Genomic DNA, 26,657 nt, shown 5'->3' with positions numbered 1-26,657 from the left:
GGAAATGGCTCTGCCCGCAGTGCCGTGAATGATCAGGCACCAGTAGCCTCGCAGAGTGACACGCACCGAGACGCCGTGGGGTCCCTGGGAGCCAGCGGCCCTGGCCGATGTAGCGACGCTGTTCTCGTCGGTCGAGGTCCCCTGGTGGGTTGCCGGGGGTTACGCCATCGAGCTCGCGGTCGGCTACTCGTTCCGAGATCACAGCGATCTCGATGTCCTATTGCTCCGGCGCGACCAACGGGTCGTGCAGCAGTTGCTGCCCGCATGGGAGTGGTGGGCTGCGGACCCGCCTGGGACTCTCAGAGGTCGCCCAAGCGTATGGAGATCGTCCCTGGTGCGAGGAACTTCGGTAAATGCCGAGGCGGCACCCACCGGAGTGTGCTCTTTCACGGAATCGCGAGCAGAGCCATTTTCAGAGAGCCCCATTGGCTGTGTCACTTTTCCCGTTTCGACCTGAGTTCGGGAGTCACCTGGCGCGCGTTTTCATGATCAATGTCGATGGGAATCGATGTCACTGTGCCGCTGCGTCAGTGCTCGTCTGCGGGCCCGGATTCTCCAAGCCGTGCCAGCCAGCCGCCTTTTCTGCCTGAGGTGTCCTGTCAGGCACTGTTTCGTCGCCTTGACCACTCTTTGCGCTCAGGGCTGGGCAGTCGGCGGGCCCTGGTTACCGATCTTCGATAGGGAACGCGCCAGTGCGGGGAAGGTCTTGTTCGGCCCAGGCGCCCATGGTGGCCAGCACGACCTCGAGTCGTGCGCCTGCCGGGGTGAGTTCGTACTCCACGCGGGGCGGGATCTCCGGATAGGCCGTGCGGGTGACCAGTCCTAGGAGTACAAATCGGCGCAGCCGTGAGGACAGGGTCTTGGGGCTGATCCCGGGAAGTCCGGCGCGCAGCTCGGTGAAGCGTTTCGGGCCGGTCAGCAACTCCCTCACGATCAGCGTCGCCCAGGGCCCGTCCAGCACGGTCAGGAACCGGGCGATCGGACATTCCGGCAAAGGGTGATCCAGCTCACTCATGCTCTCCCCATTAGTTCATTTGAGGGAACTGATTCCCTCAGGGAACTATAGCCGGAGCAGCCCGCACCCCCACTCCTTGGAGAACCTCATGACCGCGATCAGTACGGCCAACACCGCGAGCGAGATGGTGCGCTCGGCCACGACCACCGCGTTGCGGGTCGCCGCGCGCAACCTTGAGCTCTACGACACCGGCAACGTCGCCGGAGCGGACGAGGTGTTCGCCCCCGACGTGATCGACCACAACCCCGCTGACGGCGCCGCCTCGGGCATCGACGGCATGCGAGTGCTGATCGCCGCGGTCCGCGACGGATTCACCGGCACGCAGCACCGGATCTTGTTCCAGCAGGAGCTTCCCGGCGGCTGGGTGGTCCTCCACTGGCGGATGACTGGGACGCACACCGGAGACGCCTTCGGCTTCGCCGCCAGCGGCAACCCGGTCGACATCACCGGCACCGACATCGTCCGCGTTGTCGACGGCAAGATCACCGAGATCTACCACGTCGAAGAACTGCTCAAGCTCACCCAACAGATCAGCACCGGCACGCAGCCGGCCTGAAGATCGAGACTTTCTCGGACCACGCCTGCCCCCGAGCCCTGATCGGCAACCGCCGCGTCGACGCGGCGCACTCGTTCCAGGGGCCAGTCCGGGAAAGGCACGCCGGCGGCCATGAGCGGGTGGGGCGGCGGGCCATCGGCGCCGCCGGAGCCGCCGTCCCTGACCGGGGGGACGGGCTCAGCCGGCCGCGGCGCGTTCGGCCTGCGCCTTGGTGTGGGCGAGGCGGTAGGACTCCGCCCCGGTCTGGACGATCGCACCGTGAAGGTCCGCCGGTCGACGATGGCCGTGCTGCGTCGCCTCGCCGCACCTCGTGGACCGCAGTGCCGGACGCTCGCCGGCTCGGTCCCACCGCCACGGCCGTCACCGCAGCTCCGGCAGGCCGCTTCACGAATGCCATCCGCGACACCGGGATCGGCGAGTACGGGGCCATCCCAGACCTGGCCCAGCCCCGTCACCACGTACGCGCACGACCTGCGCTGACACGGCCGTCGCCGTCGGGGCGAACCGCCGCGGAACCGTACGCTCCCCGGCAGCAACTCCCGGCGAAGATCGCGACCATTCAACTCATCGCTCGGCATCTACCGATCCGCCATACCGCTCACCCGTTTACAGCTTGCCCGTCCTCATATCAGCACTGCTTTTGAGGATCGCAGAGTCGAGGCTCCAGTTCTCCGGTTGGACCCTCTCCCAGAGGCTACCTTTACCGAGTTCCCTTCCCACCTGGTCCTCCCGGCGGAACCACTCCTCAGCACTCCTGATCCTGTTGGGGTGGATTTCGTCGAGCAGAGCGTAATCTCGGGTGATGATTCCGTGCTTCCACGTATTCCAGAAGCCCGTGAAATTGTCCCGGAAGCTCATGGTGCTTTTGTCGTTGGGATCGGCGTTGTAACCAGCAGGCTGATCAGCAATGCCCTTCACGTCCGGCGCGTCCCAATAAGTGTCCAGATCAGTGTCGATGTACTGCGCCGGATGCCCGGTGACTTTCTCGAACGCCGCAGCCATGTCGGCATAGGTCATGTGCTCGATGGCGACTTCGAGGTCCATGCCATTCGCGCGCTCCGGATGGTCGAAGAGCCAGCGAACGTAGAAGCCGCAGTCTTCGAGGGCCACGTGAGGAACGGCTCCCTCGCCGAGAGGAACTCGCCACGTGACGACACCGTTTTCAACGCTGGGTGTCATGGGCGTGAGCGGTGAGATCACCATCTCAATGTAGGGACCTGACGTGAAGACCGCTGCTCCCATCCGGTCCCTGTTCTTTTCATTTTGAAACAGCACCCATTCGGCCATGCGGCCTTTACCGTCATAATGCCCGGTGCGGAACCTCGAGTCGTAGCCGGACTTCTTGAGGGTGTAGTCGAGGTTTCCGTAGACGAAGAACTTGATTCCTTCTTCAATCGCTATCTCGTAACTGCGGATCGCCCAGTAGGTCTCCGTTTTCTCACCGGTGTTGAATCCGTCGATGTTGATGAATACGCCGTCACAGCCTCGAAACCCTTCCCGCAGCACGTCCTCGTCGGCGAACGACCCTTCGAGGAGGGAGACGTTTCCGAGCGCGAGGAGCGCTTGGGCTCGGGGGGAGCTGGAATCGCGCGTGAGAACCCGGACGGAGTATTTCTTGTCGGCGACAAGAGAGCGGACGATGGGCATTCCTTGAGCCCCCGTACCGCCGATCACGAAGATATTGGAGGTGGTGTGAGAAGACATGGCGTTCGACTCCCGAGGTTGAGTACGCACGTGATCAGTACGCGATGGACGCGGTGCGTTCGAGACTGATCTGCATCAGCTCGGCGATCGAGAACCCCTCTGGGAAACCGATCGGTTTCCCACACGTTACACCGATCGGTTTCCGTGCGGCAAGGTCTCAGGCAGTGGCGCCTCGACGACCTCACGATCCTGGGCACGGAAGGCGCCCATCACGGTCGGCCAGGACGGATGCAGGTGCCAGGCAGCCTGGATGACCGGAGACCCGGCAACCCTGCACCGGCGCCCGGCCGTCGTCCGCAACCCCGGCAGACACGCGTCGGCCGGCACCGGCCTCTTCGCAACGGGTTGAACCTGTGCGGCCGGAGCCCTGCGCCTTCCTCCCGTTTAGCCGGGAGGGACGTTTGCCGACGCTCCATCGCAACGCGCATTCGTCTGCCCGGGGAGCTCCAAAGGCGATGCGTCAGCGCATGCCTGCCGCATCGAGCAGGAAGGCCGCCATGGGCGCGACGAGCCCCGTCAGTTTGTCGGCGCCGATACCCGCACGGGCGCTGGCGCCATCGAAGACCACCATCAGCTGCCGGGCCAGCCGTCCCGGATCGCTCACCCCGCCCTGTTCGGCCTCGGCACGGAAAAAGGCCATCAGGTTCCCCTTGACCCGGTGGGCCACCCGGCTGGCGGGGTGGCTCTGATCCCTCAGGTCGATCTGCACAGCCAGGTACGCACAGCCCCGGAATTCCGGCGCCTCCGCCTGCGACTCCAACTGCTCGAAGACATGCAGGATCCGCCCCCGGGGGGAAAGCCCGTCTCCTGCCTCAGGCAGGAGACGGGCGGCGTAGGAAGCGGCTCGCCGCTCCAGGCTCGCCGCCAGCAGGTCGTCCTTGCTCTCGAACAGCTGGTACATCGAGCGCTTGAACACCCCCGCCGCCTTGCACAACGCCTCGACGCTGATAGTGACGCCGTCGCGGTAGGCGAGCGTGGCCGCTGCCTCCAGCAGCCGCTCTCGGGACGTCGGCTTCGCCTGTTCAGTCATGATGTGAGGATTACTCGGCTTTCCGTAATCTGGCGGTCCATGGCTTCGGCCGGGCGCTGGTTGCTCAGACTGCGCGGGGCGATGACGCGCCAGCCGACGATTCGTCGGCTGGCGCATCCGGCTTCGGCTCCGTAGGGATGCGGGTTTTAGGGTTTGAGTACCGCCAGTACATCGTCGAGTGAGACGTTGGCGGGGTCACTCATATCGACACCATCGAACGTCTGCCAGACATAGGACGCCGCCCCGCTCTCCCGCAGCGGATGCAAGTCGGCCAGGGCCGGATCGTCCCGGAAGCTGATGAACGCCTCTTCGGACTCCCATTCAACGAGAAACAGGACCTGCCGCGGCGCGACGTCACCGGCTACGTTGTCTCGGAAACGACCGAACGCCACCATTCGACCACCATACTGCGGAGCCGCTTCGGGCAAACGACTGAAATACGCCAGGTACTTCTCCAAGTCGACCACGTCAAACATGTTCAGGGCGTAAAACTTCTTCTTCTGCGAATTTGCACTCATTGTTAATACCCTCTCCGGTTTCATGAATTTGTGTTCGCTGCTCTAGGCGAGCGGGTCAAGGACGCCGGCATCGTTGATGATGGCGCTGACGAAGGCCGCGATTTACGACATATGGGAGACTGGCTGGCAGAATGAACATCCAGTGCCCGAGTGAAGACTGAGGTCGCGGGAATCTGAGTAGTGTGTCTTTTGTTCGGGTAATCTGCCCGCTGGACGCTCGTGGACCTCACGCCACCGAGTTCACCAGGTCGGCCAGGACATCGGGCCTTTCCAGCGCGATGAAGTGGCCTGCTCCCGGCACCTGTGTGAAGTCGGCGGCCGGTAGCAGTTTCTTGTTCGCCTGCCGGTCCGAGGGTCGGGACCAGTCCTTCTCCCCGTAGACGAGGTGGACGGGTGCCTTGACCTCGGGGTAGCGCGAGCGGGCGGCGATGAGGCTGGGCAGGGCCTGGTACACGGCCCGGGCGACGGTCGGGTAGCCGGGGCGGGTGCCCACCTGGAGCAGTTCGTCCACGTAGTCGTCGCGCAGTGCGCTCTTGTCGCCGAGGCCGCCCTGCAGGATCTTGCTGAGGGCGGGCTTTGGCTCCACCCCGGCGATCACTGGACCTACCCCCGGGGCGAGGACACCGGTGACGACCACGCGGGCGAGGAGGCTCGACCGGGCGATTCCGCCGCGGAAGTCGTAGGTGTTCACCGAGACGACGCGTCGTACCCGCTCCGGGAGATCGGCCGCTGTGGTCAGGGCGAGCACCGCCCCCATGGACTCCCCGACCAACGTCACGTCGTGGAGGTCGAGTTCGGTCAGGAGCCGCTCGACGCCCGCACGCATGGCCGGCTCGTCGTACGACGCCCCGGGCACGATCTCCGAGTAGCCCATCCCCGGCAGGTCGAGGGCGTACACGGTGTACCGGTCCGCGATCAGCGGGATGAGGTGGCGGAAATGCTCGGCCTGCGTGCGCACGGTGTGCAGCAGGACCAGGGGGGCGCCGGTGCCCGCCTTGAGGTAGCGCAGCTGTCCCTCACGGCCGCTGCGAGGGGCGATGGTGTGGCTGGTGGTCTCCGGAATGCGGATCGTGGGGCGTGACCCGTGGCTGGGCATCTCGCCGATTCCTTGTGTGAAGGCGGTTACTTCGCCAGCTGCGGGTACAGGCCGGCCAAGTCGCCGGCCAGGCCTGCCTTGACCTGCCGGGAGATGTCGTCGGCGAGGACTTCGTGCGCGCCCGACTCGATGCCGTCGAGGGCGAGTTGGGCGACGTCACGCGGGTCGGACTTGGGCGCCTCGACGTCCGCCGCCAGGTCCGTGTCGACGTAGCCGACGTGAAGGCCGGTGACGGCGATGCCGCGCGGCTGGAGCTCCAGGCGCAGGGAGTTGGTCTGCGACCACAGGGCGGCCTTGGAGGCGCTGTAGGAGCCGCCGAGGGCGAGCCAGGAGAGCACGGAGTGCACGTTCAGGAGGTGGCCGCCGCCGTTCCCCTCGATGACCGGCACGAAGGCCCGAGCGAGAAGCAGCGGACCGTAGAAGTTGGTCTCGAACTCCCGGCGCACGTCGTCCACCGGGGAGTCCAGGAAAGACGCGCCGACCGAGGCACCGGCGTTGTTGATCAGCACGGTCACGTCCTGCGCCTGCGCGGCGGCGGCCGCCACGGAGGCCGGGTCGGTGACCTCCAGCGCCACCGGGACCGCGTCGGGGTGCGTCACCGTGCGCGGGTCGCGGGCCGTGGCGTAGACCTTGCCGGCACCGCGCGCGTACAGCTCTTCCACCAGGGCCTTGCCGATGCCGCGGCTGCCGCCGGTGACGAAGACGTTGGCGCCCTTGAGTGCGGTCATGACTGCCTCCACAGAATGAGAAACCGATCGGTTTCCGTCACGGTAAACCGATCGGTTTCAAGACGCAAGTCCAACCGGATCCCCGGACTCACCGGTTCCGTACCCGTGGATCCCTGGGACGACGAGTTCTCCGCCTGTCTGTCCGGCCTGGTCGATGTCGGCGTCGTCCAGGCTGAGTCGGAGCTTGAGGTCGAGTTTCCCGACCGTGTCGTAGAGCCGCTCCGGGACGGTGTCGGGGGGTGAAGGGGGAGGGGCGGCGGCAGGGGAAGCCTTCGACGGCGGAGAGAGTGCCCGTCAGGTTCTCGACGTACATGGTGATGTGGTCGCCTCGCGGCGTGGATGTCGGGCCCTGCGCTCCGTCGACGTACTGGGTCTGCGGGCTGACGGGTACGGCCATCTTCAGGTCGCGGATCGTGACGGCCGCCTCGGAGAACTTGGGCACCCGCTTGGGTCCGGCGGCCGTGTCCACGGTCTCCACGCCACCGAAGACGAGGTCGTGCAGTTCGAGGCGGCTTCCCTTCATGTTTCAGGACTCGGCGGCGAACCGACCGGCGCTCTTGTCGTCGGGGGCCTTGGGATCGCTGATGTCACAGGCGCGGGAGGCTCCAGTGGAGGGCTTCCGCTGGGGCGACGTCTCGGTGGTCCGGTGACCTGGAAGATCCAGACCAGGACCCCGAAGGTCGCGGTCGGGGACGCACCGACCAAGTACGCCTGGGGCGTCCTGTGGTCTTGGCGGTGCGGCGCAAGGTGTCCGACGCCGATATGGGCGCTCCGTCGGTAGGACGGCCGTGCCGCGAGGCCGATCAGCCAGTCGCTTGGCGGGGCAGCGTCGTCGGCCTACGCGGACTTCGACCTTGTCGGGCCAGTCCCGGGCCAGAAGCGACCCGTTCACTTGCACCTGGGAAACCGATCTGTTTTCCTGAGTGGAAACAGATCGGTTTCCGACCGGTGGTCGGTCCATGACCAGCGACTAAGGGGAAAAGTGAGTACCACCTTCGACCGCGGAGCGCCCGCTTCCGGGAAAACAGACTCGGGCCGCCGCGGCTCCCATGCCGTGCGCTGGTGGGTGCTCGTCGTGCTGGGCGTGGCGCAGCTCATGGTCACGCTCGATGCGACCGTCGTGAACATCGCGCTGCCCGAAGCGCAACATGACCTCGGCTTCAGTGACGGCAGCCGGCAGTGGGTCATCACGGGGTACGCCCTGGCGTTCGGCAGCCTGCTGCTGCTCGGGGGCCGACTGGGTGACCTGTTCGGCCGCCGTACGACCTTCGTGACCGGCCTGATCGGTTTCGCGGCCGCATCCGTCGTCGGCGGCGCGGCCGGCAGCTTCGACATACTCGTCGCGGCCCGCGTGGCCCAGGGCCTGTTCGCCGCGCTGCTCGCGCCCGCGGCCCTCTCATTGCTCAGTGTGACCTTCACCGACCCGGCCGAACGGCCGAAGGCGTTCGGCATCTTCAGTGCGCTGTCCGGTGCGGGCGCTGCGGTCGGACTCCTGCTCGGCGGCATGCTCACCGAATGGGCGTCGTGGCGCTGGGTGATGTACGTGAACGTCATTTTCGCGGGCGTCGCGCTGGTCGGCGCGTTGCTGTTGCTGGCCAAGCCCGTGGTCACCGAGCGACCCAAGATCGACATTCCCGGGACCGTCGTGGTGAGCGCCGCGCTGTTCGGCATCGTCTACGGGTTCGCGCACGTCGAATCCACCAGCTGGACCGACCCGGTCGCCCTCGGCTCCATGATCAGCGGCGTGGTGCTGCTCGCGGTGTTCGCCTGGCTGGAGCTCAGGGTCGCGCATCCGCTGCTGCCGCTGCGAGTCGTGCTGGACCGGACCCGGGGCGGTTCGTTCCTGGCCGTGTTCGTCCTGGGCATGGGGATGTTCTCGATCTTCCTGTTCCTGACCTATTACCTGGAGGCCAGCATCGGCTACTCGCCGATCGAGGCCGGTCTGTCCTTCCTGCCGATGGTCGGGGGCATCGTCGCCTCGTCGACCACGGTGCCTTCGCTGCTGCTGCCCAAGGTCGGCCCGAAGGTCGTGGTGAGCGCCGGCTTCCTGGTCTCCGCGTCCGGTATGGCCCTGCTGACCCGGCTCACGCTGGAGAGCGGCTACGTCGCCGACATCATGCCGGGCATGATCCTGCTGGGTCTCGGTATCGGTGCGGTGATGACCACGTCGTTCCAGGGTGCGACCGCGGGCGTGCATCACGAGGACGCGGGTGTCGCCTCGGCGCTGATCAACACCAGCCAGCAGGTGGGCGGCTCGATCAGTACGGCGCTGCTGACCACCGTTGCCTCATCGGCCGCGACCGACTACCTCTCCTCGCACAAGCCTGGCGCCCTGACCGTGGCCCAGGCCGGGGTCGAGAGCTACACGGCCACCCTGGCATGGGGCGCCGGCATCTTCGTGGTCGGCGCGGTGCTCGCGGCGCTCCTGATGCCGAATACGGCTCTGGCGCCGTCGGAGGGCGAGCCTGTGATCGCCCACTGAGCCTGAAGTCACCGTGGTGAGAAATGTCCTGCGCTGATTGATGCCCTCCAGGCATACATCAGCGCAGGACAGGGGCATCTCCGAGACGGTCCTGTGCGTTCCCTCCTCAGCAGACCCGTCATCGCCGGTCGAGGGCACGCACGATGGGGGCCGAGCTTCCGAGGCCGGCGAGACACACCGACCATTCTGGAGACCGCGGCGGCGGCGCCGAACCGACTCGGCCGTGGGCGGCGCCGTAGCACACTCCGGCCAGCACCGTAAACCGATCGGTTTCCAATGGGCCGGAATCGAGTTAACCTCGCAATATGACCACCGAAGCAATGTCAAGCTCCCGAGAGCGACTGCTGGAGGCAGCGGCCACGCTCACCTACCGCGACGGCGTCAACATCGGCGTCGACACGCTGTGCAAGGCGGCGGGGGTGTCCAAGCGCTCCATGTACAAGCTGTTCGAGAGCAAAGGCGAACTGCTGGCGGCGAGCCTGGAGGAACGCGCCTCCGCCTATATGGCGGCACTCCTTCCCGCGACGGACGACAACCGTCCACCCCGTGAGCGGATCCTGCATGTCTTCGAACAGGCGGAGAGGCAGGCGGGTGCACCCGACTTCCAGGGCTGCCGGTACCTCGTCGTACAGATCGAGCTCAAGGACCCGAACCACACCGCGAGCCGGGTGGCCGCGCGGGTCAAGGAGAACCTGACCGGCTTCTTCCGCGCCGAGGCCGAACAGGGCGGGGCGAGCGACCCGGACCTGCTGGCCCGTCAGCTGATTCTGGTCTTCGACGGCGCCAGCGCCCGTGCTGGAATCAAAGCCGACACGCAGGCCGGGCTCATCACCCCCACCGTGGCCGCCCTGCTCGATGCGGCGGACATGCGCTGACGCATCGCGTGACGAGCGGCCTCGGCGAGCCATGCGCTCGGTGAGCCGCAGCCGAGCACCGGCGACCGAGCAACTCCCATGGGCCCACGCCCGTTGCCGACCGAAGGCCGGCCGGCCAGGCCCGCCTTGACCTGCCGCGAGATGTCGTCGGCGAGCACCTCGTACGCGCCCGTCTCGACGCCGTCGAGGGCGAGGGAGGCGACGTCACGCGGGTCGGACTTGGGCGCCTCTACGCTGGCCGCGAGGTCCGTGTCCACGTATCCCACGTGCAGTCCGGTGACGCCGATGCTGCGCGGCTGCAGCTCCAGGCGCAGGGAGTTGGTCAGTGACCACAGGGCGTCGGTGGATCACTCAGTTGCCCTCAGAGACACTCCAACCAGCGATAGCACCACAGCTGTTGCACTAGCTAGAGTTCGACCACGAGTGGCTGAGCTGCACAAACCCGAGGTGCACACCACTACGACAGCCTCACTCCCCCAGAGAAGTCGGGGGAGTCGTACGGTGTCGCCACGGCCCAACAGTAGTTCGACCCGATGGCCGGGCTGCCCGTACGACCCGGCGGCACTGCGCGCCCGGCAGCTTCTGCTGATGACGGCTCAGGGCTGGTCGGGCGGGGTGTCCTGCAAGTACCAGCCGTGGGCGGCCATGCACTCCTTCGTCCGCTCCATCAGCAGGTGTGAGCCCTCCTTGACGCGGCTCACATCATGGCCGCCGTCGTTGTTGAACCACTGGACGAGAAGGCCAGCCCCGGGCGGTCCACGTCGCCGGTGTCGCACACCGGGTACAGCGCCAGGTGGATCGGCCGCCCCTGTTCGTCGTCCTGCGGCGCCACCCCGCTCATGATGAGGTTGCCCCGGCAGCGTGACCACTGCGCCAGCCGGTCGGAAACCCCCTGCAACGCCATGGCCAGCCCCTTGCTCTGGACGTGGCCCTCCACCCAAGACCCGCTGACCTGTGCCGTCAACTGTGCCGGCACGGCCTTGTTGGCAAGTGAGTCCTTGCATTGGCCCTGATCAGCAAGTCGTGACGCGTTGTAGTTGGCAAGGGTGGCGCAGGACAGTTGGCGAGCTGTCATCACGTGCGGTGATCAGGACGAGTGGGATCTCGCCGAGGTGCGCGATATCGAGAACGGTCCGTGACCGTACAGGCGATACAACGCTTCGTGGTCACTGCTCAGTCGGGGCGTGTTCTGGGGCTGTCTTGGTCGTTGATCAGGCATGAAGATCAAGTGGGTGGTCCGGCCGGATGGACGGACTGGATCCAAAGACAGTCGGCCCCTCTCGGCTGGCCGCGGCCGTCGATTTCTGTCACCCGCGAGTCACGGCCGTTCGCCCGTGAGTCTCGTCGGGAGGGCCGGCCGGTGACCTCGGGTGTGATCGACGTTCGGGAGATCGATCTGAGTGCTGTGCGGGAGCAGGTCGACGCGGTGCTGGAGGACTTCCTCGAGGACAAGGTGCGCGTGGCTGCCGGCAGGAATCATCCGCTCGAGGTAGCGGGCATTTTGCGGGACTTCTTGGCTGCTGGCGGCAAGCGCATCCGGGCCCTGTTGTGCGTCGTGGGTTGGCATGCCGCGGGCGGGAGCGAGGACAGGGCGGCCGTGCTGAGAGTGGCGGCGTCGCTGGAGCTGTTCGTGGCGTTCGCGCTCATCCACGACGACATCATGGACGACTCGGACACGCGCCGGGGCCGCCCTGCGGTGCACCGCGCCCTGCGTACGCGCCTTGGTCCGTTCCCGCGGGCGGAGAGGATCAGTGCCGGCGGTGCCCTCCTGGTGGGCAATCTCGCCCTGATCTGGGCACAGGAGTTGCTGCACACCGCCGAACTGTCCGTCCAGCGGCGCCGCGCGGTGCACGCCCTGTACGACGCGATGCTGGAGGAGGTGATGTACGGCCAGTACCTGGACGTGATGGGCACTGGCCCCGATGACGACGTCGACGCGGCTTTGCAGATCGTCCGCTACAAGACCGCCACCGCGACGGTCGAGCGTCCCTTGCAGCTGGGAGCCGCCGTCGCCGGCGCCGACGACACCACCCTGGGTGTGTGCACAGCACTGGGGCTGCCTCTGGGGGAGGCGTTTCAGATCAGGGACGACCTGCTGGACGTCTTCGGCAGCGCGGACGGTGCGTGCGCGCCTGGCCTGGGGGACCTGCGGGAGGGGAAGCGCACCGTTCTCCTTGCTCTGGGTCTGCGTGCGGCCACCCCGGCGCAGCGGCGTCGCCTGCGCGACCTGGTCGGCCGGGCCGATCTCGACGCACAGGGGGCGGCCGAGGTGCGGGCCATCTTGGAGGAGACCGGCGCACGGCAGCATACCGAGCGCATGATCACTTCACGTTATGAACAGGTCCTGCGGGTGCTGGATGCGTCCGCTCTGCCGTCGGCCGCGTCCCGGGCGCTGCGCGGACTGGCCGTCACCGCCACCCAGTACACCTCCTGACACACCAGCAGCTTCCGGCACACCTGGCCGGACACAGGACTATCCGACTCCTGGCGCCTCGGAATTGTGAGCGCTTGGTACTACGAATGGGACCTTCCTCGTGACCGATACCGCTCTTCCCACCTACCAGGTCAGAGAGCGCTTTGCCGCCTACGAACGCCGCTTCAACGCACGGTTCGAGCAGTACTTCCGCGACCTGGCAGACACCTTGGACGCTCCGTCGCTCAGCCGGTTCACTCCTGAGTGCCTTGACTTGGTGCGGGATTTGTCGGTGCGGGGCGGCAAGCGACTGCGGGTGGCATTCATCTACGAGGCGGCCCGGCTGGTGACGCCGGATCCCGTGCCCGGACTGGAGGAGGCCGCGCTGAGCATCGAGCTGTTGCAGACGTTCGGGCTGGTTCACGACGACATCATCGACGACGGTCCCGTCCGCCGTGGCGGTCCCTCCACCTACTACGCCTACCGCGAGAAGTTTCCCGACCGTCCGCAGGACGCGCTCGGGCTCGCCGTGCTTGCCGGCGACCTCGCGCTGGTTCTGTCCCTACAGGTGCTCTTCAACTCCCCGGTCTCTGTCCCGGTCCGCCATGCCATGGTCGGGGTGCAGACGGCGGCGGCCTCCGCCATGATCGTGGGCCAGATCACGGATATCGAGCGGGACTTCACTGACATCCCGTCCGAGGAGCTTCTGCATGCCGTGTCCGGCTACAAGACCGCCCACTACTCGATTCTTGCCCCCCTGCAGCTCGGTCTGCTGGCCGCGGGGGAGGAGCCGGCCCGTTTCGATGCGGAACTGCGCCGTTACGCGCGGCTGGTCGGCATCTACGAGACGATGCGGGACGACTACCTCGATCTGTTCGGCAACGCGCAGACGATGGGCAAGACCACCGGCCGTGACCTGCGCGACGGCAAGCGCAGCTACACCGTCAGCGCCCTGCTGGCAGCCGTGAGCGGCACCGAGCGGGCGGTGGTGGAAGCCGCACTCGGCGACTCCTCCTGCACACCGGAGACGGTGTCCGACGTCCGGGAGATCGCCACGAGCTGCGGGGTCGAGCAGAAGCTGAGGGCGGACATGCAGCGTTATGCGGAACTGGCCTCGGCCGAGGCCGCCGGCTGGCGCCCGCGCTGGCGTGAGGAGGCCGTCGCCCTCTTCGAGCGCCTGCCGCTGTGGAGCGTCGAACGGGCCCTGTGACCACTGCGCAGACCACCCCGGTGCGTGATCATTCCGTAGACGGCCCCGCTGCCGCTTCCGCGGCGGCTCCGGGGCCGGTCGTCGGCCGTTCAACGGCTGTCGACAGGTCTTCCAGGGCCTGCCGCCACCGTGCGGGGAGGCTGTCGGCGTCGGGGAGGGCTTCGTCGCTACGGAAGCACACGCTCGCCTCACCCGCGTAGACGAGCATGATGACCGCCAGGGGCGCGCCGGGCGGGCAGCACATGACGGGATCGATCCGGTTCACCACCGCGTCGCCGTAGCGAAGGCGCTTGCGCATCACCAGGCAGGAAGCTGCGAGAGTGAGCCGGCCCGGGGCAGTACTCATGGCCACGAGGCGCCGAAGAAGCCCGGTAGGGAGGCGGGTGAGGGCCGCGCGCAGTACGGCTCGGTGTCCGGGCGACTTGAGAGCTGCGGTGACCGCGCTGGTGCGAGCGAGCCGCTGTGCGAGAGGAAAGAGACCGCCCGGAAGGTCGACGCGGGTCAGGAAGAGACGATTGCCGGGCGCCGCCCACTCGTCGGCCGTGCGCAGGCTGAGGGGAACCATGACGGGAATGGGGGCCTGGGCGGCGCGCGGCCAGGCGGTGCTCGCCCACCCCGCGATTGCGTGGCCCAGGGCAGTGAGGTAGACGTCGTTGGTGCTGGCGCCGCCGTCGGCACGGGCCGCCGCCTTGAGCAACGCCGCGGGCGCGTGGACCCACGAAGTGCGGCGGCGGCTGGAAAGTGGCTGCGAGGGCGAGGTCCACACATGGTGTTTCCTGGCATGCCGCAGCAGGATGGCGGCGCTGCGCAGTACTTGCCGTAGCCGGGGCCGCGGCTCGGCGGGCGGTGTCCGCAGCACCGTCGCAGGCCGCTCGGTCGCCGTATCCAGCCCGAAGAGGGTCTCCATGATCGCGACGATGGTGCCGCCGTCCTGGACGGCGTGATGGGTCAGGTACAGCAGCGCGAACCCATCGGCGACGTGTCCGTGCAGCAGGACCAGGCGCCAGGCCGGGGCGTCCTCGGACCAAGGAACGCGCATCAGGTCTTGTACCGCGGCCTCGAGAGCTTCGGGGCCCCTCGCCACGCGACGGGCACTGACGTGATGCGCGGGGTCGGGAACGGCGTGTACCCACTGGGACTGCCTGCCGTCACCGTGCAGGAGGTGCGCCATGCACGGAAGGTGGGAAAGGCGCGCGGCCACGTACTCCTGAAGGTCAGGCAGCGCGGGAACGGCGCCGGACAGATGCAGTACCGCACCGATGGTCGAGGCGGCGTCCGGGTGCTCCGCGCGTTGTTCCAGGTCGCGCAGGAAGAGATCGGCGGCGCTGGGAGGGAGAAAAGTTCCCATCTCTGTCATTCCTGTCATCGCAGGAGGTCAAAAGCCGTGCTGCTGACGGCCGCGCCCACGCATGCTCCGACGGCCACCTGGGCGATGGTGTGGCACCGGAGTCGGACTCGTGACCAGCCGATCAACGCCACCAGCGGGGCGGACAGTGCCCACAACGGCCCGTAGAGCGAGGCGAGGACAGCCAGGGCGGCGGCCGCGACCGCGGAATGCACCGACACCTTCCAGAGGAAGGTGATGGCCATCAGCACGAGCAGCACGGCCAGCATCGCGGCCACCAGCGCACGGACGTCACGGGTGGCTTCCAGCCCGTACAGCAGCCCTGTACCGGTGATGACCGAGGCCAGGACGACGGGGCCGGCCACCAGACGTTCCTGGCGTTGTCGTACGTGCCGGTCGCTCCAGTAGCTGCGGCGTTCGCCGAGGTGGAGGATCACCGAGGGCAGCACGCTGGTGAACACGGCCGCGAGCAGGCCCCACCCGAATCCCTTGGTGCCGTCGGCGTGCCATCCGAGCAGCGGCGCCAGGGCCAGCATCCAGTTTCTCGGCTCGAACCCGTCGCTGACGAACCACGCACAGCGCGCGTCACCCCGGGCCGGCACACCGGACGCCTCCCGGCAGTGGGCAGGAAGGGCCGGGTCCGCTTCCCGCTCGGTCACCACCGTGGTCTCCTGCTCGGACACTCCAGCCCCCTGCCCTCACGACACCTGGTCGAGCGGATACGTCCCCCGGCCCAACGACCCCGAACAGCCCTGGTCACGGCGCCGAAGCGGTCTCCACCACACCTGGCACGGATGCTCGGGCCGGCCGGTGGGTGCGGGTACGCAGGGCGAAGGCGGCCATACCGAGTCCCGCCATGCCCAGCCCCCACCCGAAGCCCAGCAGCAGGCAGCTCCAGGGCATCACGTGCAGGCCGTCGGCCGTCACCGCGGTCTGTACCGCGCCGTGAGCAGGCAGGTACCTCACCAGGTCACTGTCCGACGCCGGGTTGATCAGCGGGTTCTGCAGCAGCAGATCGATGGAGCTGATCATGATGGCCAGGAACATGCCGGCCAGCTCACTGCGCACCACGGCCGCGAGCACGATGCCGATGCTGCCGTAGGTCAGCGCCCCGGTGAACATCCCGGCGGCGAACACCACCGGCTGCACCGGCCGCCAGAACAGATGCATCCACGCGGTGGCATAGACGGCGACCGCGGCCGCCACCAGGACGAGCGAGGCGCACTTCGCCAAGGCCAGACAGGAGCGCGGAAAGCCGGCCTGCACCAGACGCCGGTCGAAGACGTCGGAGCGGGCCGTAGCGACGAACATCATGAAAGCGACGACCAGCGCGAGAGCCTGCAGCGCCCCGACAATCTGGGTCAGAACATTCCCGTCCATGACCACGAAACGGCCGACCGGACGGACGTAGAACCGCAGCGGTGTCTGCGCCACCACTGCGTAGGCCAACGTGGTCCACAGCGGAACGAACAGGAGCACGATGAGCAGGGCCAGCCGGTTACGGGCCTGTTCGACCAGCGCGAACCGCATAGCCGTCCCGAAGCAGGTCCGCCATCGCTTCACGAGGCCACCCCGACCGTGCCGGTCCGCCCTGTCTCCCGCAGCACCCCGCCGTCCAAGCGGTACAGGATGTCCAGACGGGAGGCGTCGTAGGCGAGATGGGAGACCACCAGCACCGCGCAGCCCCGGTCCCGCAGAGCCGCGGCCAGGTCCCAGAACCGTAGGTAGGTCTCCCAGTCGAAGCCCTGATACGGCTCGTCCAGGAGCAGCACCTGCGGATCGTGCATCAAGGCCAGGACCACGTTGAGCTTCTGGCGTGTGCCGCCGCTGAGTGCCTCCACCCGCTCATGCCGGTAGCTGCTGAAGTTCAGCTCCTCCAGCAGCTCGTAGGCCCGGGTCAGACCTCTGATGCCATAGGCGGCCTGGAAGAACCGCAGGTGCTGCTCGACGGTGAACGCCTGGTGGAGCACGGTTTCCTGCGGACAGCAGCCCAATCGGCCCGCCCGCTCCACGATGCCGCTGTCGGCAGCGAGATCCCCGGCCAGGATCCGCAGCAGCGTGCTCTTGCCGGCCCCGTTCTCGCCGACGATGCCCACCAGCTGTCCCGGACGGACATCCAGCGACACCCCGCGCAGGACCGGACGCTGCCGGTAGCCCTTGCGCACATCCCGCACGTCCAGCACCGGACCGACCGCGCTCATCACTCCGCCCTCCACGCCCACCGCCTTCAGAGTCAGCCTGTCGCGAGGCCGCGCCCGACCGAATGCGGTCACGATCTCCTCAGGCGCACCGCCCCAGCAACGGCCGGACACCGGCAGTGCCCCGCAAGGGCCCCGGCCCAGTCGTGCAACGACGACGACCGTCACAGGACACGACCGATACGCCGTGAAGGTCGGCTTCCGCGCCCGGGGCGCCCGGACGACGCGGTCGGGCTCGCCCCAAGGACACCTTTGTGCCCATCACGAACTTCCTCTCGCACCCCACCCGATACGCGGGCGCGAGAGGCTCTCGGGAGCAGGTGCTCGCTGACGTTCCTGCAGGCCAGGCTCTGCTGCCCGTCATCCGCCGCGATGCGGGTGAACGCCGGTTTGTGACACGGGAGTGCGATCGCCGTAGCGGACGTAGGCTGGCTCAACAATCAGCCGGAGGAGCGTCACACCATGGAACCGACCGTCGACAAGCCAGCGCTGCAGGTTACCGTCACAGACATCCGTACCCTTTTGGACTCTTCCGCTGAGCTCCCCGTTCTGTACATCAGCTACGGTCCTGGCGACGAGGGCACCGAAGCGGAGCTGGACGTGTGGGCTGCAGGCCTGGTCGACCAGGCCGACATCGTCCTCACCCGCGCGACCGCTCTGGACCTGCTTGGCGAGGAACCCAATAGCGAGACCATCACGGCCTTCCTGCCGAAGGTTCAGAAAGCCGTGGACCAGATGATCTCGGTCCGAGGCATGTGAAGCAGATCTGCTGCTCGAGGGACCGTCTCATTCGGCCCGGCACCGTGCAGCCTCCCCGATCTGTGGCGATCAAAATTCAGTGTCACGAGGCGGCGCTGGTCAACTGCAGGGCAACCGGTCAAGGTTCCGTGTCATATGCGGCGTTTCGCCTGGCCGACGCGGTTCGGCTGGGCGGCTGGGTCCCTGGGTCCGCGACAGCCTCTTTCGAGGTAATTCTGATGAATCCGTACCCGTGCTGTACGCCCTGCTGTACGTTTGGGGTATGTCGAAGTCAGTGACAATCCGGGTTCCCGAAGACCTCCATGCCCAGCTGCAGGAGCGGGCCGAGACCGAGGGCACCACGGTGACCGCGCTCATCACCGAGGCCGCGCACAACGCGGTCCGTGACCCTCGCCTCGAAAACGCCGCGGAGGTCTTCCGCCAGTTCGTCGCCGACAATGCGGACGCGTTCGACGCGGCGTTCCCCGACGACGCCCCCGCCCGTCTGGACGCTGCCGAGGCCCCGGGGCGGGCTGCCTGAGGTGGAACTCCACATCGACATCCGCTGGCTGCTGGAGCGCCAGGCGGAGGTGCTGCCCAAGCACCCTGAAGTCCACGACTTCTCCAACCTCGTGGCCGCCGTCGCCCGCCACCGCGTCAACACCCCGCAGGTCGGCGCCAGGGTCGACAACGCCTGGCGCGCGGCCGCGCTGATGCACGCCGTCATCCGGCTGCGCCCGCTCCCGGCCCGCAACGCCCTGTACGGCGCCGCGATCGTCGTGTCGTACATGGACGCCGCGGGCGAGGCCATCGACCCGCCGTACGGCGCGCTGGTCGACCTTGCCCGTGACATCGACGCCGGCCGCGCCGATGGGTACGACGCGGCCGACCGCATCCGCTCCTGGCGGATCTGACGACCGGCCCCGGGAGGAGTACGAAGCCCGAGGCGCTGTCTACAGCTCCGGTTCTCCTGGTGAAGTCCGCCGTGGCTGCTCGCTGCACGTTGCAGTGCGGCTCCTGTCCGTCGTCGCCGGCCTCTTGTCCGGCTTCGCACTGAAATTCCTCGGAGCCCCGACGCTGCTCAGCGTCTCCGCCGGAGGCGGTGCCTTCATCGCCATCGCTGCACTCGGCATCGCGATCACCGGACTCTTCTCTTGAGCACTCGGCAACGTGCACGTTGCCGGGTTGGGCCTATGACGCTGACACAACCGTGTGGACCCTCCCGCCGGCCACTGCGACGACGGCCAGGGATCGCTCGGATCCCGCATATCGTCACCGGCCGGATACTCGAGCGTGCCCAACACCCTGCACTATCGGGGAGGGAACAGCGGCGGCTGTCCAGGGCTACCGAAGCGTGACGTCGCCGGGGGACAGGTCGATCCGGGCGCGGTACCAGCGGGCCTGGTGCCGACAGCGCCCGGTGCTGTCCCGGGCGACGTCGACGCCGACCTCCACTACCAACTCGGCACGCAGGTCACGGACGGCGGCCAGCGCGGCCTCGTCGGCGACGAATCCGGCGGTCTCCGGAAGGGCGTCCACGTGGGCGCGGACCCACTCGAGGCGCCCCTGTAGGGACGTGGATCAGGCCCGACGCGGTCCGAGAACGCCGCCTTCGCACCTTCTTCGTCTCAGGGAGGCATTTGCCTGCCCGCTACCGGGCGCTTCGCGCAATCCTGATCCATTACGCCGACATGATGATCAGCGATTTCGAGTGGTGACCACGGGGTGTCAGCCATGGCAGTCCGAGGCGTCGGGTGACCGAGCGGCGCCGCGCGAAACCCATCGGGCGATACCCGTCTGCGGCAGCGTCCGGTGCCGATCGTGACGTGGTCAGGCCAGGGTGCGGAAATGGGTATTGGAGCCCATCGACGAATCAGCGGGGGGTGGGCAGGCTGGCCGCAGGCCGGTCGAGAGCAGTGGCCGCAGCTCATGCTCGGGGTACGCGGTGACCGACAGTAGAGACTGAGGCATGAAGAGGAAGGCGTCATCGCGGTGTCCCTGTTCTGGCGGATCTTCGCTCTCAACGCCGTGGTGCTGGGGGCCGCGACCGCGCTGCTGCTGTGGGCTCCCGTGACCGTTTCCGTACCAGTCCTGCTGACCGAGGCGATCATCCTCGTGGCCGGCCTGGTGGTCATGCTGATCGCCAACGCGGCCCTGCTGCGGATCGGGCTGGCCCCCCTGGACCGGCTGACGAAACTCATGGCCACCGTCGACCTGTTGCGCCCCGGGCAGCGGCTGCCGGAACACGGCCGCGGTGAGACCGCCGAGCTGATCCGCACCTTCAACGCCATGCTGGAGAGGCTGGAGCACGAGCGGGCCTCCAGCAGCGCCCGCGTCCTGCTCGCGCAGGAGGACGAGCGGCGCCGCATCGCCCAGGAGCTCCACGACGAGGTCGGCCAGAGCATGACCGCGATCCTGCTGGGGCTCAAGCGGGCAGCGGACGAGGCGGACGAGCCCCTGCGCGGTGAGCTGCACCAGGCGCAGGAGATCACCCGGGACAGCCTGGACGAGGTGCGCCGCCTGGTGCGCCGGCTGCGGCCGGGCGTCCTGGAGGATCTTGGCCTGGTCAGCGCCCTGACCTCGCTGACCACCGAGTTCGCCACCCACACCGGGCTGCGCGTGGTGCGCCACTTCGATGCAGGCCTGCCCACGCTGGATCAGCAGAGCGAACTGGTGCTGTACCGCGTCGCCCAGGAGGCGCTGACCAACGCGGCCCGCCACGCTGAGGCCGGCCGGGTGGAGGTGAGCCTGAGCCACAGCGACGGCACGGTGGTGCTGGCCGTCGCGGACGACGGCCGAGGGACTGGGGTCGCGCGCGAAGGCTCGGGGATCCGCGGGATGCGTGAGCGGGCCCTACTGATTGGGGCCACGCTGGACGTCGCCTCCCAGCCGCAGGCCGGTACGCAGGTGCGGCTCGCCGTGCCCGTTCCCAGGAAGCAGCCATGACCACTACCGACACGTCCACGATCCGTATCCTCCTCGCCGACGACCATGCGCTGGTGCGTCGCGGCGTGCGGCTCATCCTCGACCGGGAGCCGGACCTTCAGGTCGTCGCCGAGGCCGGCGACGGCGCTGAGGCCATCGCCCTGGCCCGGACCCACGAGGTCGATCTGGCCGTGTTGGACATCGCCATGCCCCGGATGACCGGACTGCAAGCCGCCCGCGAGCTGAGCGGGCTGATGCCGGATGTGCGTGTGCTGATGCTGACCATGCACGACAACGAGCAGTACTTCTTCCAGGCGCTGAAGGCCGGCGCCAGCGGATACGTGCTGAAGTCCGTGGCCGACCGCGATCTGGTCGCCGCCTGCCGGGCCGCCATGCGCGATGAGCCGTTCCTGTACCCGGGCGCGGTCACCGCCCTCATCCGCAATTACCTCGACCGCGTCCGCCACGGTGAGGAACCCCCCGACCAGGTGCTCACGCCTCGGGAGGAGGAGGTGCTCAAGCTGGTCGCCGAGGGCCACTCGTCGAAGGAGATCGCCGAGATGCTCTTCATCAGCATCAAGACCGTCCATCGGCACCGGGCGAACCTGCTGCAGAAACTCGGCCTGCGCGACCGCCTGGAACTCACCCGCTACGCCATCCGTGCCGGTCTCATCGAACCCTGACCCGCCTCGGCCGTTTCCGACTGCCTCAAAGTTCCGGCTGCCCACTTCCCATCCGGGACCTTGAGGCCCTTGCAGAACAGCTCCTGCCCAGCCACGGAAGAGACAAGAAGGGGGACGGCGCATGGCGCGCTCCTTGCACACCGTTCCCCGCGCGGGCGGCCTCGGCCCATCAGCGATGCTCGCTGTCCTGCTTGCGGTCCTCACCGCCCTGATCGGCCCACCAGCGCACGGCGGCACCTCCGCCACCGGCGGCGGGTCGCGGGCTTCCGGTGCTGCACATGTACAGGTCGGCAGCGCACCGTACGCAGACGACGGGCACTGCGCCGCCTGCGATGTGCTGGTCCGAAGCCCTCGCGATACCCCCGGCGAGCGTCTTGCGCCGCCAACCGCCGCCACCCTCGCTTCGTCCTGCACGGCGTACGGCCCGCCGTCGCCCGCACGCACGCCCCTGCTGGCGGCGAGCCCACCCGCCTCCCCGCACCCGGCGGACCCTCACCAGGGACGGGCACCACCAACAGCCGCAGGCACCTGAACCTCCTCTCCTTTCTTTCCGTTGACCGCAGCCACTGCCCTGGCCGCGGTGTGCCTGCCGGAGGCCCACTTTGACCCGCGCCCTGCGCATCCGAGGGCTACTCGCCCTCGCTGCTGTTGCCCTGTCGCTGTACGTCGCCCTCACTGTGCCCGTCCACCTCGGACTCGATCTGCGCGGCGGCACGCAGATCGTGCTGGAAACCCGCCCCACCGCCACCTCCGACGCCGACAGCGAAGCCACGGACCGCACCGTGGAGGTGCTGCGCGGTCGCATCGACGCGCTCGGCGTCGCCGAACCCACCCTCGCCCGCTCCGGCAGCAACCGGATCGTCGTCGAACTGCCCGGCGTGCAGGACCCGGCCAAGGCCGCAGACGTCCTCGGCCGCACCGCCCAGCTCACCTTCCACCAGGTCCTCGGCACAGCCGCCAGCGCCGACGACGCGTCAAAACCGCTACCGAAACGGCCCCGTCCGCAGGTTCTGGCCGACGAGTCCGGCCGGCTGCTGCGTCTTGAGGCAGCCGCGCTGACCGGCAGGGATGTCAAGGAGGCCACCGCCCGATTCGACCAGCAGGGCGGCGCCGGATGGCAGGTCACCGTCGACTTCAAGGGATCTGGCCGCGACGGCTGGACCCACCTGACCGGCCAGGCCGCCTGCCACCCGGCGGGGGACCCGTCCCGGAGGGTCGCCATCGTCCTGGACGACAAGATCATCTCCTCGCCCCAGGTCGACCCCTCGGTCGGCTGCGGCTCGGGCATCAGCGGCGGCTCCACGCAGATCACCGGATCCTTCACCGCCGACGAAGCCAAGGAACTGGCCCTGCTCATCAACGGCGGCGCCCTGCCCGTACCCGTCGAAACCATCGAGCAGCGCACCGTCGGACCCACCCTCGGCGCGCAGGCCATCACCGCCAGCGCCTGGGCCGCGGCCGTGGGCACCGCGCTGACCGCGCTGTTCATCATCGCGGTCTACCGGTTCCTCGGTGCCCTGGCCACCATGGCCCTGGCCTGCTACGGCCTGATCTCCTACGCCGCCCTCTCCGCCCTCGGCGCCACCCTCACCCTCCCGGGCCTGGCCGGGTTCGTGCTGGCCATCGGCATGGCCGTCGACGCCAACGTCCTCGTCTTCGAACGCGCCCGCGAAGAGTACGCCTCCCGCAACCGGCCCAGCCCGCGTTCATCGCTGACCGCGGGATTCCGCGGCGCCTTCAGCGCGATCGCCGACTCGAACATCACCACCCTCATCGCCGCCGGCCTGCTGTTCTTCCTCGCCTCCGGGCCCGTGCGCGGCTTTGGCGTCACTCTGGGCATCGGCGTGCTGGCCTCCATGTTCAGCGCCCTGGTCATCACCCGCGTCCTCGCCGACTTGGCCGTCTCCCGGTCCTGGCTTCGCCGTCGCCCACGCCTGACGGGCATCGCTCACACCGGCACCGTCCGCGACCACCTCACCCGTACCAACCCCCACCTGATGCGCCGCCCTGGGCGGTGGCTGGTCGTATCCGCCGCCGTCCTGGCCCTGGCAACCTCCGGTATCGCCGTGCGCGGCCTGGACTTCGGTGTCGAGTTCACGGGGGGCCGCCTCATCGAATACAGCACCGCGACCCCCGTCGACTCCGACCGGGCCCGTGCCGCCCTCGCCGACGCCGGGTTCCCCCGCGCCGTCGTCCAGACCTCGGGCGACAACCAGCTCACCGTCCGCACCGACCAGCTGACGAACGCGCAAGCGGCCACCGTCACGGAGACCATCGGCACTCTGACCAGCGATGCCGACAAGCTCCGCGACGAAGCGATCGGTCCCAGCCTCGGACAGGAACTACGCCAGGGCGCCGTCATCGCCCTCGGCGTCGCCCTCGCCGCCCAGCTGCTCTACCTCGCCGCCCGCTTCCGCTGGCTGTTCGGCACCTCCGCGGTCGCCGCACTCGCCCACGACGTGGTCATCCTCACCGGCATCTTCGCCTGGCTCGGCAAACCCATCGACGGCGTCTTCCTCGCCGCGCTGCTGACCGTCATCGGCTACTCGGTAAACGACTCCGTCGTCGTCTTCGACCGCATCAGGGACCTGTGCCGACGCGACCCCAAGACACCCTTTCCCGCCACCGCCAACCGCGCTCTGCTGCAGACCCTGCCCCGCACCGTCAACACCGGCATGGGCGCCGCCTTCATCCTCACCGCCCTGGCCGTCCTCGGCGGCGACTCCCTCACCGACTTTGCCCTCGCCCTGCTCATCGGCCTCGCTGTCGGCACCTACTCCTCCATGTTCACCGCCACACCCCTCGCCATCGAACTTCACAAACGCGCATAGGCGCGGCCCGGTGCTCCGTCGGTTCGGTCCGCAACCGGGGTGTGAAGCAGCCAGCGATCGTGGGGCAGGGGATCGGTCACTGGACTGGAGTGTGCTGCGAGGCTTCGGTCTCCTCGCCGGTGCCGGTCAGTACGCTGATCATTCCGTTGGGTTCGAGGTAGGCCAGGTGTACCCGGGCGGGGTCCTGGATGCCGTGCAGGCGGAGCTGGCTGAGGAGTTCCTGGTGCTGGCCATCGCAGCCCGCTACGGCACTCGTCTGATCGGGCGCCTGATCGCGGTGCGGGACAACGAACTGCTGGTCATCAGCTTCGTCGGCGCCGCAAGCCTCATCGCCGATATCTCCGAGGTCCTCGGAGTCGTCGACGCCATCGGCGCCTCCATGATCGGCCTGAGCTCGCCGGGACCTCCTCCGGGCCGCGGATCCGGGAACTGGTGCATCCGCTGCGCGACGCCTTGCGGCGATCTTCTTCTTCGCCTTCGGTCTGGCCAACAACCCGGCAGACATCACCTTTGTCGCCGGACCGGTCGCCATCGCCGCAGCACTGACCATCACCATGAACGTGGCCGTGGGGCGCCGACATCTACATCGGCGCGGGCGTGCTGCTGGCCACCGGCGTCGGGCTGCGGGTGCTCAACACGACGGGTGATGAAAGCACGCGGCGAGGCGTGAGGCGCTGTGTTCCATGGTCGCCCACGGTGTCAGCATCCCGGCTGCGCCCGGCATCCGGGTGACAGTGGCCGGCCTTCGCGCACAGCTGTCGGGCCTCGGGATAGGGATGCACCTGTGTCCCTCGGCTCAAAGCCACGACGCGGCCCTTCGCTCCGGGACAGCCCCTGCCCATGGGCAGAGCCGATGGACCCGACGGCGTCGTAGCTCCGTCAGACCGGAAGGCAGCAGCTGTGAAGATCAACATTGTGGGCCCCGGCAATATGGGCCACGCAATTGCCACCCGTGCCCTTGCCGGCGGCCATGGCGTGTGCATGGTCCACCCGGACGCCGACCCTGCCGGGCGCTGGCCGAGGAGCTCAAGGAGCAGTTCCCGGACGGCGAGAGCGACTGGGCCGCTTCGACGGGGCCAGCCGATGTCACTGTGCTCGCACTGTGGTACGACGCGGCACTGCAGGCCGCGAGAACCTCAGGGGCTGCGCTGGCCGGGCAGGTCCTGGTGGACATCTGCAACCCCATCGACGTCTCGACCATGGATGGGCGGTGACACCCCCGGACAGCTCGGCTGCCGAGGAGATCCAGCAGATCGTCGGCACGGACGTGAAGGTCGTCAAAGCGTTCAACACCACCTTCGCCGGCCCACTGACGACAGGCGAAGGTCATGACTTCCCGCTCGACGTCCTGATCGCCGGAGACGACTCCGCAGCCAAGGACAAGATCGCGGACTTTGTCCGCTCCGGCGCGATGCGCCCGTTCGACGTAGGACCCCTGCGCAGAGCCCGGGAGCTGGAGGCGATGGGATTCCTGCACATCTCCCTCCAGCAGCCACTCCAGCTGAACTGGCAAAGCTCGATCAAGATCCTTCCCTAGATAAGCCCCGGCGGGACCGTCCTACGTGAAAAGAAGCGCACTCTGGCTCGCGCTCACCCGTAGCAGCCAAGGCCCTGGAACTCACCGGGCGGTCCGGCGGGGAGAACGCTGCCTCCTGCGGCGGCGGAGGATGACCGCCAGGTCCACTGCTGCGATCACAGCGAGTGCTGCGCACGCCCCGCCAGCACCGCCAGTTGGTGAGGAGGTCGGGCTGCTGCCCGGCTGGGAGCGCGTTGACCACAGGGCGAACAGCACTGATGCGGCGACCAAGAACGGCGTGTGGAAGATGGACAACAGCAGCCGTAGGCCGAGGGCACTTCGGGCGGTGACAGGTTCGGTACCGGTTCGTTCGAAGCGGCCGGTGTAGCCCGAGCGTGATCCGGGCAGCGGGGTACGTCTGTCTGACGGCCCGGTTGCGCTCTGCGGCCGACTTCCCTTCCTTGGTGGCATGGTCGCCTCCTTTGGGGTGGTGCTGAGATTGCCGACAACGAGGCTGCGGCCGCCGATGGCATGCCCAGTGGGGCGCATCGGCGGCAGCCCACGCCAGCTTCCGGGTTCCACCCGCTGCCCCCCTGCCATGCCCGTGCCACGGTCGGGCGCCTGGAGGTGAGCCGGTGCCGCAGCCTGCTGGTTCGAGGCCTGCCATCTCGGGTGCGGCAGCCCGGTTGGCCGGTGATGCATGGGCCAGGTGCGTGGCGCCGGACACGCGTTTGGGATCGGCATCTGCTGTGATGGCCGGGGCTGGCCGAAACCCCCAGCGATGTGGGCTGCTT

28 protein-coding genes and 3 pseudogenes are annotated in these 26,657 nt (G+C 68.1%); 15 read left to right on the top strand and 16 right to left on the bottom strand.

The genetic code is table 11. The features are described from left to right. Positions 1–55: 55 nt before the first annotated feature. Positions 56–304 (top strand): annotated as a pseudogene (locus tag ACWBNA_RS28145) (phosphoribosyl-dephospho-CoA transferase MdcG domain-containing protein); the annotation flags it as partial. A 360-nt stretch (positions 305–664) separates the two neighbouring features. On the opposite strand, the gene ACWBNA_RS28140 reads toward ACWBNA_RS28145, so the two are convergent. Beyond that, on the bottom strand, positions 665–1,015 hold the full coding sequence (locus ACWBNA_RS28140; protein ID WP_311715582.1) for a winged helix-turn-helix transcriptional regulator: 351 nt from the start codon (positions 1,013–1,015) through the stop codon (positions 665–667). Between the two features lie 88 nt (positions 1,016–1,103). Here ACWBNA_RS28140 and ACWBNA_RS28135 point away from each other — a divergent pair, with 88 nt between their 5' ends. Continuing rightward, positions 1,104–1,571 carry an ester cyclase gene (locus tag ACWBNA_RS28135; protein WP_171394757.1) on the top strand — a complete coding sequence of 156 codons (468 nt, stop codon included), beginning with the start codon at positions 1,104–1,106 and terminating at the stop codon, positions 1,569–1,571. 606 nt (positions 1,572–2,177) lie between these two features. Here ACWBNA_RS28135 and ACWBNA_RS28130 read toward each other — a convergent pair. The 5 genes from ACWBNA_RS28130 to ACWBNA_RS28110 all read right to left on the bottom strand — a co-directional run bounded on the left by ACWBNA_RS28130 (position 2,178) and on the right by ACWBNA_RS28110 (position 6,647). Next, complete coding sequence (locus ACWBNA_RS28130) at positions 2,178–3,275, bottom strand: NmrA family NAD(P)-binding protein (RefSeq protein WP_482707302.1); 1,098 nt, start codon at positions 3,273–3,275, stop codon at positions 2,178–2,180. Positions 3,276–3,735: 460 nt separating this feature from the next. Further along, positions 3,736–4,305: a TetR/AcrR family transcriptional regulator gene (locus tag ACWBNA_RS28125; RefSeq protein WP_482707301.1), complete on the bottom strand. Its 570-nt coding sequence runs from the start codon at positions 4,303–4,305 to the stop codon at positions 3,736–3,738. A gap of 146 nt (positions 4,306–4,451) precedes the next feature. Next, positions 4,452–4,823 (bottom strand): DUF1330 domain-containing protein, encoded by a 372-nt coding sequence (locus ACWBNA_RS28120; protein ID WP_482707300.1) that lies wholly within the window; start codon positions 4,821–4,823, stop codon positions 4,452–4,454. A 226-nt stretch (positions 4,824–5,049) separates the two neighbouring features. Beyond that, a complete protein-coding gene (locus ACWBNA_RS28115; RefSeq protein ID WP_482707299.1) occupies positions 5,050–5,919 on the bottom strand; it encodes an alpha/beta fold hydrolase in 870 nt (289 codons plus the stop codon). Between the two features lie 26 nt (positions 5,920–5,945). Beyond that, the gene (locus ACWBNA_RS28110; RefSeq protein ID WP_482707298.1) at positions 5,946–6,647 is read right to left on the bottom strand and encodes an SDR family oxidoreductase; all 702 of its coding nucleotides are present in this window, start codon (positions 6,645–6,647) and stop codon (positions 5,946–5,948) included. 982 nt (positions 6,648–7,629) lie between these two features. Here ACWBNA_RS28110 and ACWBNA_RS28105 point away from each other — a divergent pair. Then, complete coding sequence (locus tag ACWBNA_RS28105) at positions 7,630–9,129, top strand: MFS transporter (protein WP_482707371.1); 1,500 nt, start codon at positions 7,630–7,632, stop codon at positions 9,127–9,129. A 305-nt stretch (positions 9,130–9,434) separates the two neighbouring features. Then, positions 9,435–10,004: a TetR/AcrR family transcriptional regulator gene (locus tag ACWBNA_RS28100; RefSeq protein WP_482707297.1), complete on the top strand. Its 570-nt coding sequence runs from the start codon at positions 9,435–9,437 to the stop codon at positions 10,002–10,004. A gap of 110 nt (positions 10,005–10,114) precedes the next feature. Here the strand turns inward: ACWBNA_RS28100 and ACWBNA_RS28095 are convergent. The 3 genes and pseudogenes from ACWBNA_RS28095 to ACWBNA_RS28085 all read right to left on the bottom strand — a co-directional run. After that, a pseudogene (locus tag ACWBNA_RS28095) lies at positions 10,115–10,351 on the bottom strand (short-chain dehydrogenase); the annotation flags it as partial. A 249-nt stretch (positions 10,352–10,600) separates the two neighbouring features. Beyond that, on the bottom strand, positions 10,601–10,705 hold the full coding sequence (locus ACWBNA_RS28090; protein ID WP_482707296.1) for a hypothetical protein: 105 nt from the start codon (positions 10,703–10,705) through the stop codon (positions 10,601–10,603). Continuing rightward, positions 10,702–11,079: a DUF6300 family protein gene (locus ACWBNA_RS28085; RefSeq protein WP_482707370.1), complete on the bottom strand. Its 378-nt coding sequence runs from the start codon at positions 11,077–11,079 to the stop codon at positions 10,702–10,704. Before ACWBNA_RS28085 ends, ACWBNA_RS28090 begins: the two co-directional genes overlap by 4 nt. Positions 11,080–11,139: 60 nt before the next feature. Here ACWBNA_RS28085 and ACWBNA_RS28080 point away from each other — a divergent pair, with 60 nt between their 5' ends. Together ACWBNA_RS28080 and ACWBNA_RS28075 are read left to right on the top strand one after the other, a co-directional pair. Beyond that, positions 11,140–12,438 (top strand): polyprenyl synthetase family protein, encoded by a 1,299-nt coding sequence (locus tag ACWBNA_RS28080; protein WP_482707295.1) that lies wholly within the window; start codon positions 11,140–11,142, stop codon positions 12,436–12,438. Between the two features lie 100 nt (positions 12,439–12,538). Next, positions 12,539–13,627 (top strand): polyprenyl synthetase family protein, encoded by a 1,089-nt coding sequence (locus tag ACWBNA_RS28075; protein ID WP_482707294.1) that lies wholly within the window; start codon positions 12,539–12,541, stop codon positions 13,625–13,627. Between the two features lie 28 nt (positions 13,628–13,655). On the opposite strand, the gene ACWBNA_RS28070 is transcribed toward ACWBNA_RS28075, so the two are convergent. From ACWBNA_RS28070 to ACWBNA_RS28055, 4 genes are all read right to left on the bottom strand, one after another. Continuing rightward, positions 13,656–14,975, bottom strand: a complete 1,320-nt coding sequence (locus ACWBNA_RS28070; RefSeq protein WP_482707293.1) for a wax ester/triacylglycerol synthase domain-containing protein — start codon at positions 14,973–14,975, stop codon at positions 13,656–13,658. A gap of 14 nt (positions 14,976–14,989) precedes the next feature. Next, a complete protein-coding gene (locus ACWBNA_RS28065) occupies positions 14,990–15,655 on the bottom strand; it encodes a phosphatase PAP2 family protein (RefSeq protein ID WP_482707292.1) in 666 nt (221 codons plus the stop codon). 73 nt (positions 15,656–15,728) lie between these two features. Beyond that, on the bottom strand, positions 15,729–16,535 hold the full coding sequence (locus ACWBNA_RS28060) for an ABC transporter permease (protein WP_482707291.1): 807 nt from the start codon (positions 16,533–16,535) through the stop codon (positions 15,729–15,731). Further along, the gene (locus tag ACWBNA_RS28055; RefSeq protein ID WP_482707369.1) at positions 16,532–17,173 is read right to left on the bottom strand and encodes an ABC transporter ATP-binding protein; all 642 of its coding nucleotides are present in this window, start codon (positions 17,171–17,173) and stop codon (positions 16,532–16,534) included. Before ACWBNA_RS28055 ends, ACWBNA_RS28060 begins: the two co-directional genes overlap by 4 nt. Before the next feature lie 459 nt (positions 17,174–17,632). Here ACWBNA_RS28055 and ACWBNA_RS28050 point away from each other — a divergent pair, with 459 nt between their 5' ends. The 3 genes from ACWBNA_RS28050 to ACWBNA_RS28040 all read left to right on the top strand — a co-directional run bounded on the left by ACWBNA_RS28050 (position 17,633) and on the right by ACWBNA_RS28040 (position 18,822). Continuing rightward, a complete protein-coding gene (locus ACWBNA_RS28050; RefSeq protein ID WP_482707290.1) occupies positions 17,633–17,929 on the top strand; it encodes a hypothetical protein in 297 nt (98 codons plus the stop codon). Between the two features lie 262 nt (positions 17,930–18,191). Then, positions 18,192–18,449 (top strand): YlcI/YnfO family protein, encoded by a 258-nt coding sequence (locus tag ACWBNA_RS28045; RefSeq protein ID WP_482707289.1) that lies wholly within the window; start codon positions 18,192–18,194, stop codon positions 18,447–18,449. Position 18,450: 1 nt separating this feature from the next. Then, positions 18,451–18,822: a toxin Doc gene (locus ACWBNA_RS28040; RefSeq protein WP_482707288.1), complete on the top strand. Its 372-nt coding sequence runs from the start codon at positions 18,451–18,453 to the stop codon at positions 18,820–18,822. Positions 18,823–19,252: 430 nt separating this feature from the next. Here the strand turns inward: ACWBNA_RS28040 and ACWBNA_RS28035 are convergent, their stop codons facing one another. Continuing rightward, positions 19,253–19,447, bottom strand: coding sequence for a hypothetical protein (locus tag ACWBNA_RS28035; protein WP_482707287.1), 195 nt, complete (start codon positions 19,445–19,447; stop codon positions 19,253–19,255). A gap of 453 nt (positions 19,448–19,900) precedes the next feature. Between ACWBNA_RS28035 and ACWBNA_RS28030 the strand changes: the two genes are divergently transcribed. The 3 genes from ACWBNA_RS28030 to secD all read left to right on the top strand — a co-directional run bounded on the left by ACWBNA_RS28030 (position 19,901) and on the right by secD (position 24,347). Then, positions 19,901–20,854, top strand: coding sequence for a HAMP domain-containing sensor histidine kinase (locus tag ACWBNA_RS28030; RefSeq protein WP_482707286.1), 954 nt, complete (start codon positions 19,901–19,903; stop codon positions 20,852–20,854). Continuing rightward, the gene (locus tag ACWBNA_RS28025; RefSeq protein ID WP_482707285.1) at positions 20,851–21,516 is read left to right on the top strand and encodes a response regulator; all 666 of its coding nucleotides are present in this window, start codon (positions 20,851–20,853) and stop codon (positions 21,514–21,516) included. The genes ACWBNA_RS28030 and ACWBNA_RS28025 overlap by 4 nt, the downstream gene beginning before the upstream one ends. Before the next feature lie 602 nt (positions 21,517–22,118). After that, complete coding sequence (secD, locus tag ACWBNA_RS28020) at positions 22,119–24,347, top strand: protein translocase subunit SecD (RefSeq protein WP_482707284.1); 2,229 nt, start codon at positions 22,119–22,121, stop codon at positions 24,345–24,347. 76 nt (positions 24,348–24,423) lie between these two features. Here the strand turns inward: secD and ACWBNA_RS28015 are convergent, their stop codons facing one another. Further along, entirely contained in the window at positions 24,424–24,537 is a 114-nt protein-coding gene (locus ACWBNA_RS28015) for a hypothetical protein (RefSeq protein ID WP_482707368.1), read from the bottom strand. A 6-nt stretch (positions 24,538–24,543) separates the two neighbouring features. Between ACWBNA_RS28015 and ACWBNA_RS28010 the strand changes: the two are divergent. From ACWBNA_RS28010 to ACWBNA_RS28000, 3 genes and pseudogenes are all read left to right on the top strand, one after another. Next, positions 24,544–24,919: pseudogene (locus tag ACWBNA_RS28010) on the top strand (cation:proton antiporter domain-containing protein); the annotation flags it as partial. 405 nt (positions 24,920–25,324) lie between these two features. After that, on the top strand, positions 25,325–25,561 hold the full coding sequence (locus ACWBNA_RS28005) for a hypothetical protein (protein WP_482707283.1): 237 nt from the start codon (positions 25,325–25,327) through the stop codon (positions 25,559–25,561). Next, positions 25,558–25,884 (top strand): NADPH-dependent F420 reductase, encoded by a 327-nt coding sequence (locus ACWBNA_RS28000; RefSeq protein WP_482707282.1) that lies wholly within the window; start codon positions 25,558–25,560, stop codon positions 25,882–25,884. Before ACWBNA_RS28005 ends, ACWBNA_RS28000 begins: the two co-directional genes overlap by 4 nt. Positions 25,885–25,965: 81 nt before the next feature. Here the strand turns inward: ACWBNA_RS28000 and ACWBNA_RS27995 are convergent, their stop codons facing one another. Further along, positions 25,966–26,334, bottom strand: coding sequence for a DUF6343 family protein (locus ACWBNA_RS27995; protein WP_482707367.1), 369 nt, complete (start codon positions 26,332–26,334; stop codon positions 25,966–25,968). Positions 26,335–26,657 lie beyond the last annotated feature (323 nt).

It is taken from the genome of Streptomyces sp. Q2, assembly GCF_056820935.1.
The sequence above is the reverse complement of the archived record's forward strand: the minus strand, read 5'-3'. Positions and strand labels throughout refer to the sequence as shown.

Bases quoted from the DNA above. Each gene is read 5' to 3' on its own strand.
- ACWBNA_RS28140 (WP_311715582.1), bottom strand. From the start codon at position 1,015: ATGAGTGAGCTGGATCACCCTTTGCCGGAATGTCCGATCGCCCGGTTC.
- ACWBNA_RS28135 (WP_171394757.1), top strand. From the start codon at position 1,104: ATGACCGCGATCAGTACGGCCAACACCGCGAGCGAGATGGTGCGCTCG.
- ACWBNA_RS28130 (WP_482707302.1), bottom strand. From the start codon at position 3,275: ATGTCTTCTCACACCACCTCCAATATCTTCGTGATCGGCGGTACGGGG.
- ACWBNA_RS28125 (WP_482707301.1), bottom strand. From the start codon at position 4,305: ATGACTGAACAGGCGAAGCCGACGTCCCGAGAGCGGCTGCTGGAGGCA.
- ACWBNA_RS28120 (WP_482707300.1), bottom strand. From the start codon at position 4,823: ATGAGTGCAAATTCGCAGAAGAAGAAGTTTTACGCCCTGAACATGTTT.
- ACWBNA_RS28115 (WP_482707299.1), bottom strand. From the start codon at position 5,919: ATGCCCAGCCACGGGTCACGCCCCACGATCCGCATTCCGGAGACCACC.
- ACWBNA_RS28110 (WP_482707298.1), bottom strand. From the start codon at position 6,647: ATGACCGCACTCAAGGGCGCCAACGTCTTCGTCACCGGCGGCAGCCGC.
- ACWBNA_RS28100 (WP_482707297.1), top strand. From the start codon at position 9,435: ATGACCACCGAAGCAATGTCAAGCTCCCGAGAGCGACTGCTGGAGGCA.
- ACWBNA_RS28085 (WP_482707370.1), bottom strand. From the start codon at position 11,079: ATGACAGCTCGCCAACTGTCCTGCGCCACCCTTGCCAACTACAACGCG.
- ACWBNA_RS28070 (WP_482707293.1), bottom strand. From the start codon at position 14,975: ATGGGAACTTTTCTCCCTCCCAGCGCCGCCGATCTCTTCCTGCGCGAC.
- ACWBNA_RS28055 (WP_482707369.1), bottom strand. From the start codon at position 17,173: ATGAGCGCGGTCGGTCCGGTGCTGGACGTGCGGGATGTGCGCAAGGGC.
- ACWBNA_RS28050 (WP_482707290.1), top strand. From the start codon at position 17,633: ATGGAACCGACCGTCGACAAGCCAGCGCTGCAGGTTACCGTCACAGAC.
- ACWBNA_RS28045 (WP_482707289.1), top strand. From the start codon at position 18,192: ATGTCGAAGTCAGTGACAATCCGGGTTCCCGAAGACCTCCATGCCCAG.
- ACWBNA_RS28025 (WP_482707285.1), top strand. From the start codon at position 20,851: ATGACCACTACCGACACGTCCACGATCCGTATCCTCCTCGCCGACGAC.
- ACWBNA_RS27995 (WP_482707367.1), bottom strand. From the start codon at position 26,334: ATGCCACCAAGGAAGGGAAGTCGGCCGCAGAGCGCAACCGGGCCGTCA.